1 protein-coding gene is annotated in these 596 nt (G+C 69.5%); it reads left to right on the top strand.

Annotation, left to right across the window (positions count from 1 at the left end):
* Positions 1-596 (top strand): HNH endonuclease signature motif containing protein (locus A5790_RS14795; RefSeq protein ID WP_156656404.1); only part of this gene is annotated, 596 nt, incomplete at both ends.

Here is a 596-nt window from a genome sequence, read left to right as displayed (position 1 = left end):
GCGTTCCTGCGCCTGGTGGACACCGGCTGGGACACCGAAGCCACCCGGCGCCCCCACGGCCAGCACACCACCGTGATCGTGCACCTCGACCTCGACAAGGCCGCCGCCTGGCCCCATCTTGGCCCGGTCTTATCCGACGCTGACCGGCAGTTGTTGTTGTGCGACACCGGCTGTGAAGTCTGGCTCGAACGAAACGGCCAACCCATCGGGGCCGGGCGCACCACGCGGGTGATCAGCCGACGGCTGCGCCGAGCCCTCGAGCACCGCGACCGCACCTGCCGGGTGCCCGGCTGCGGGGCCACACGCGGACTGCACGCTCATCACCTTGTGCACTGGGAAGACGGCGGGCCCACCGAACTGGACAACCTGGTGCTGGTCTGCCCGTATCATCACCGCCTGCACCACAGAGGCGAAATCACCATCACCGGCCCCGCCCACCAACTACGCGTCACCACCCGCGAAGGCGAACCACTCCAGCCCGGATCGTTGGCACGCACACCCACCGGACCCCCACCCGATGTCGCGCCCTGCCCCGGACCCCTCGGCGAACCCGCCCAATGGCGCTGGTACGAACCCTTCCAACCCCAACCACCACC

This window comes from Mycobacterium sp. 852002-51152_SCH6134967, from assembly GCF_001667105.1.
Lineage (GTDB): Bacteria > Actinomycetota > Actinomycetes > Mycobacteriales > Mycobacteriaceae > Mycobacterium > Mycobacterium neumannii_A.
The sequence above is the reverse complement of the archived record's forward strand: the minus strand, read 5'-3'. Positions and strand labels throughout refer to the sequence as shown.